Origin of the sequence: Pseudoalteromonas sp. TB64 (assembly GCF_000498095.1) — a bacterium.
Lineage (GTDB): Bacteria > Pseudomonadota > Gammaproteobacteria > Enterobacterales > Alteromonadaceae > Pseudoalteromonas.
On sequence record NZ_AUTQ01000007.1, the window covers coordinates 1 to 5,187 of the forward strand.

General features: G+C 36.6%; 3 protein-coding genes. 2 read left to right on the forward strand and 1 reads right to left on the reverse strand.

Features of this window, described 5'->3' with window-relative positions; all coding sequences use genetic code 11:
* Positions 1-479: S49 family peptidase (locus L647_RS0100190; RefSeq protein WP_024609423.1), on the forward strand; the 479-nt coding region annotated here is incomplete at its 5' end.
* 71 nt (positions 480-550) lie between these two features.
* Here the strand turns inward: L647_RS0100190 and L647_RS0100195 are convergent.
* Positions 551-1,882 carry a dicarboxylate/amino acid:cation symporter gene (locus tag L647_RS0100195; RefSeq protein ID WP_024609424.1) on the reverse strand — a complete coding sequence of 444 codons (1,332 nt, stop codon included), beginning with the start codon at positions 1,880-1,882 and terminating at the stop codon, positions 551-553.
* 190 nt (positions 1,883-2,072) lie between these two features.
* On the opposite strand from L647_RS0100195, the gene L647_RS0100200 reads away from it, so the two are divergent.
* The gene (locus L647_RS0100200) at positions 2,073-5,063 is read left to right on the forward strand and encodes a hypothetical protein (RefSeq protein ID WP_024609425.1); all 2,991 of its coding nucleotides are present in this window, start codon (positions 2,073-2,075) and stop codon (positions 5,061-5,063) included.
* Positions 5,064-5,187: the final 124 nt, after the last annotated feature.

A 5,187-nucleotide genomic window follows, 5' to 3' on the forward strand; every position in this document is an offset into this window, starting at 1 on the left:
TAGCCGCACCTTTTGCTATTGTAGGCTCTATTGGTGTTATTGCTCAAATACCTAACTTTAATAAAATATTAAAGAAAAACGATGTGGAATTTGAACAAATAACTGCGGGTGAGTTTAAACGAACTCTTACTTTATTTGGTGAGAACACAGATAAAGCACGCGAAAAGTTTCGTGAAGAAATTGAGCAAACGCATGATTTATTTAAAACATTTGTGAGCAGTCAACGTCCTAGTTTAGATATTGATTTAGTAGCAACTGGTGAGCATTGGTTTGCAACTCAAGCGATTGAAAAAGGTTTAGTTGATATTATTAAAACGAGTGATGATGCTTTATTAGAGCAGCAACATGAGCGTCAAATTTATAAAATCAAATACAAAGTTAAAAAGGGACTAAGTGATAAATTAGCACTTGGTTTAAGCAGTGGAGTAAATAAAGTCGGTGTTAGCTTACTTTCTAAGTTTAAAGCGCTTAATCCTTAATTTAATTTTTGACATAAAAAAACCTTGATGCTAACCATCAAGGTTTTTTTGTAACTAAAAAGAGAAGGTAGTTAGTCGAGTGACTTGTGGTAGTCTTCTAAATCTTTAGCTGCGTTAGGGTCGTTAAATACAGTTTCATCTAATTCCCCTTCAGACTTCGCTACAACACATGTAACCATACAATCACCAGTAATATTGACTGCTGTACGGGTCATATCAAGTAGTCTATCTACACCTATTATTATAGAGATACCTTCAACCGGTAAACCAACCTGATTAAGTACCATTGCGAGCATAATTAAACCAACTCCCGGCACTCCTGCGGTACCTACTGAGGCTAGTGTTGCTGTTAAAATTACCGTCAGATAGTCAGTCACACTAAGATCAATTCCATACACTTGGGCAATAAATACGGTAGCAACACCTTGCATAATAGCGGTGCCATCCATATTAATAGTTGCTCCCAAAGGGATTGTAAATGATGCTACAGAATTACTCGCACCTAATTTCTTAGTCGCTGTTTCGAGCGTAATAGGCATTGTGGCACTGGAGCTTGATGTGCTAAAACCAAATAAACAGGCATGCTTCATCTTAGTTAAAAACTTTACAGGGCTTAGGCCTGTAAATATTTTTAATAAAACACTGTAATTAATAAACGCATGAATGAGCAATGCAGCAACTACAACTAAAAAGTACTGGGCGAGCTTTGCAATTAAATCAATATCAATTGTAGTGAATAACTTAGCCATTAAGAAAAACACACCGTACGGTGCAATATTCATTAATAGAGTAACTAACTTTAAGATTACAGTATTCAAGTCTTCAAAAACTGTGGCAACGCGATTACCCGCTTTACCACTAAGCGCCATAGCTACACCAAATAAAAGTGCAAAAACAATCACTTGTAGCATATTTCCTTTAGCCATTGCTTCAAATGGGTTAGTCGGGAACATAGCAATAATGACACTTGCGAGAGAAGGGGCTACTTTTTCGTCATAAACATTATTTGTAGGTAATGGAACACCCTCACCAGGGCTAAACAATAACGCTAAACTTATTGCAACGGTAATCGCAATTGCTGTTGTTAATAAATACAAACCAATAGATTTACCACCTAAACGACCTAGTTTTTTTGGGTCGCTAAGGCTACATGTGCCACAAACAAGAGAAACAAAAACAAGAGGCACAACTAACATCTTCAAACTTGAGATGAATATTTCGCCACCTATATGAAAAATACCATCTACAAAAAAGGCTTTAATTGGCAAAGAGAATAACCCAAGTGGAATTAGATAATCGTCTTCACCAGCTAAAATATCCTGAAATATAGAGCCTACTAAAATACCTAGCACCATACCTATCATGATGCGAGTAGTTAAACCCATTGAACTAATTTTAGACATATACCTTAATCTGCTTTTATAATTTTTCCATAGACTACCAGTCTGGAAATATTTATACAGAAAAAGTTAGTATTTATTTAAAATTATTTTATAGAAAAAAGTAACAAAAAACTGAGATTTTAGACTAAGTTATAGGTTAATATTAGGTAAATAACGTTTGGTTAATAATAACAACACTAGGGAGAGGTTAATGCCTTTAACGCGACTGCTCAGTATTTCATTACTTAGTTTTTTACTCACAGCTTGTGGCGGCGGGGGGTCAATTGAAAAAGATGGCACCGTTGGCGGCGATACAGGTACGGATACAGATGTTAGTACTTCTATTACTTTAGAGCTTACACTCGTTGATCAATCTGGGTTGGTATTTACCGATTCGAATCCTGTAAGTAAAGATAATAAAGGGGTTGTGACTGCAACTCTAACAAGCGATGGTGAACCTTTAACATCACAGCTAGTTACTTTTACAACCGAATTTACAGGTAAAATAACGCCTGAATTGGGTACTGCACTTACAAATGAAACAGGTCAGGCCGTTGTTAGTTTAAGCAGCGGTGATTTTAAAGGTGCAGGAGAAATCACTGCAACTTATGTTGGTGATGATTCAACTGTTACAAAAACGCTAGGTTTTATATCAAACGGTGACGACGCCTCAACGGAAGAAGCTGTTGTGGATGTTGATATTAAATTATTACAAGGCTGTGCTGATGGTTGGGATAATGACAGAAACTTAGTATCACTTGAGCAAACTTATACGGCTTTTGGTTGTACTGTTGTTAATCAATTTTCTTCAGACGAATTAATTGATGTGCTAGTAAAAGTCACAGACACGAGCTCTGGTGATGGTTTTGTTGGTATTATTAGCGAAATTTCTACAGACTTAGGCAGTTTATTACCTGTATCTGGTAAAGCTTTAACTGATAACTTTGGTTTTGCAATACTTAAACTTCAACCTGGTGCTAACAGCGGTGCAGGCGAAATTACAGCAACATCTAAGCTAACATCTAGCCAAAAAGCATTTGAAATATCTACAGCAGAGTTACAAGTTAACATTAGTAATGGTTTATTCAATGTATTAGATGCTAATGGAAATCCAATCGCCGGTGAATATCAACCTTTAGCTGCAGGTGCAACTACTGTAATTACAGTTGAAATACTAGACAGTAACTCTGAGCTTGTTGTATCAGCTTTAGACGTTGAATTTACTTCTAATTGTACACAAGCTGGTTTATCTGTAATGGATGCCACAGCAAAAAGCATAAGCGGTATAGCAACTGCAACATACCGTACAGATGGTTGTAGTGCATCATTGGGCGATACTGTTACTGCAACAGTATTAACGGGTGGTACACCGGTTATTAAATCTATAAATATTCCGGTATCAATTGCCGAAGTTGAATCAATAGAATTTATAGATGCAACACAAAATGTTATTGCACTTAAAGGGACTGGCGGTCAAACACGCTCTGAAACATCTGAAGTTACGTTTAAATTAAAAGATAAAATTGGTAAATCTGTTGTTAGTAGCAGAATGGACTTTCGTTTAAGTTCGACTAATGGCGGAATAAGCTTATCGCACTCGAGTGTGTTTACAGATGCTGAAGGTTTAGCTCGTGTCCAGGTAAATGCAGGCTTTGTTCCAATGGCTGTTCGAGTACAAGCTTGTTACATTCCTGAAAGTCAAATTCCTGAAAATCAAAATGATGATGTTACTTGTTGGCAAGATGTTTATTTAGAGTGTCAAAAAGATGCAGCAGATAGAAGTGACAATGTATCGTGCCCTGTAGGGGAACTTTCTTTAGTATCACTTGATGAGCAAGTCATTACGGTTTCTGATTTAGTATCGATTAGTTCAGGTCTTCCTGACGGTAACAGTTTTACTGCAGGTGCAGCGACTATAAACATAGAGGCTCTTGATTACATTGGTGATATTAATGAAATTTCAGTTTACTTAGCTGATCAATTTAATAACCCTGTACCCGATGGAACTGCTGTTTACCTAACTACAGAAGGCGGTGCAGTAGGTACTTTAGATGGTACGGCATTTAATGCACAGCTTGAATGTAATACTGTTGATGGTGCATGTAATGCACAATGGCGTAACCAAAATCCAAAACCATTTACAGAGACTAAATGGAAGAATGGTATTGCTGAAAATTGTGACTTATATTTTGGTAATGCAGCACCATGTATTGACGGAATACTGAATGCTAAGGACTCTCCATTAGGCGTGCCTTTGGGTGGTCGTATTACAGTACTTGCTATTGCTAAAGGGCAAGAATCATTTATAGATATTAATGGTAATGGACTTTTTGATACGAATGAGTATTACAGTGGCTATGATTTACCAGAGGCATTTGTTGATCACAATGAAAATGGTTTTTATGATGGCTTAGCAGGTATTTATGACCCAGTTACAGCGACAATCACTAAAGAAGCTAGCTTTTGCCAAGAGGGTAGTTCAACAGATCCGTGTAGCCCTACAAATACAAATGGTGGTCATTTTGAAGAGAGCTTTGATATTGACTTGAATGGTATGCATACTTTAGCTGATGGCAAGTACAATGGCCTATTGTGTACAGAAGCGGCAACTAATCCTCCAGCAAATGCAACATTTGCAAGTTTATGTACAAAAGACTTGATTGATGTAAGAGATTCATTTCAAATTATACTATCAGGTAGTGCAGTTTTTAGTCGTTTTGTTGTTTCTAAAAATGAGCTTACTAATAAATTTCCTAATACTTCTACTCTAAATATAGAAAGCTGTAACGATGTTATAAGCGATGCTACAGATGAAGATGGAGTCAGTACTGAAACATTAATTTTAGGATTAGAGCCTTCTGATACAGATGATTTTTGTGACGTTAACTTAATCGATCTAAGTTCAGGTGTTGGGTCTAATGCTTTAGATAGCTTAACATTCGGTATTTATTACTCTGATAGATATAACAATCCAATTCCATCGGGGACAACGTTATCTATGTCGACGGCTAATGGTAAATTTGATGGGCGTAGTGACTATACTATGCTTGAAACTAGTTCTACTCGTGCTCTTTATGAGGAGTTAACGATTAGTCGTGAGACAGATCCAAACGATGCAAATACAGGTTTGTTAAGCGTTATATTCGAAACGCCTAAAGGGGTTCAGACTTCTGCAACAATAACTATTAGAGATGATGGTTAAGGTTTTTTGTTGTAATATTTTAAAAAATGCCAACCTTTAGGTTAATGCCGATCAGTTAAGAAATATTTAACGATCCATTGACCGATCTTCTGGTTAGTTTATAAAGGCTTCTGAATTTATTCAG

Bases quoted from the DNA above. Each gene is read 5' to 3' on its own strand.
- L647_RS0100195 (WP_024609424.1), bottom strand. From the start codon at position 1,882: ATGTCTAAAATTAGTTCAATGGGTTTAACTACTCGCATCATGATAGGT.
- L647_RS0100200 (WP_024609425.1), top strand. From the start codon at position 2,073: ATGCCTTTAACGCGACTGCTCAGTATTTCATTACTTAGTTTTTTACTC.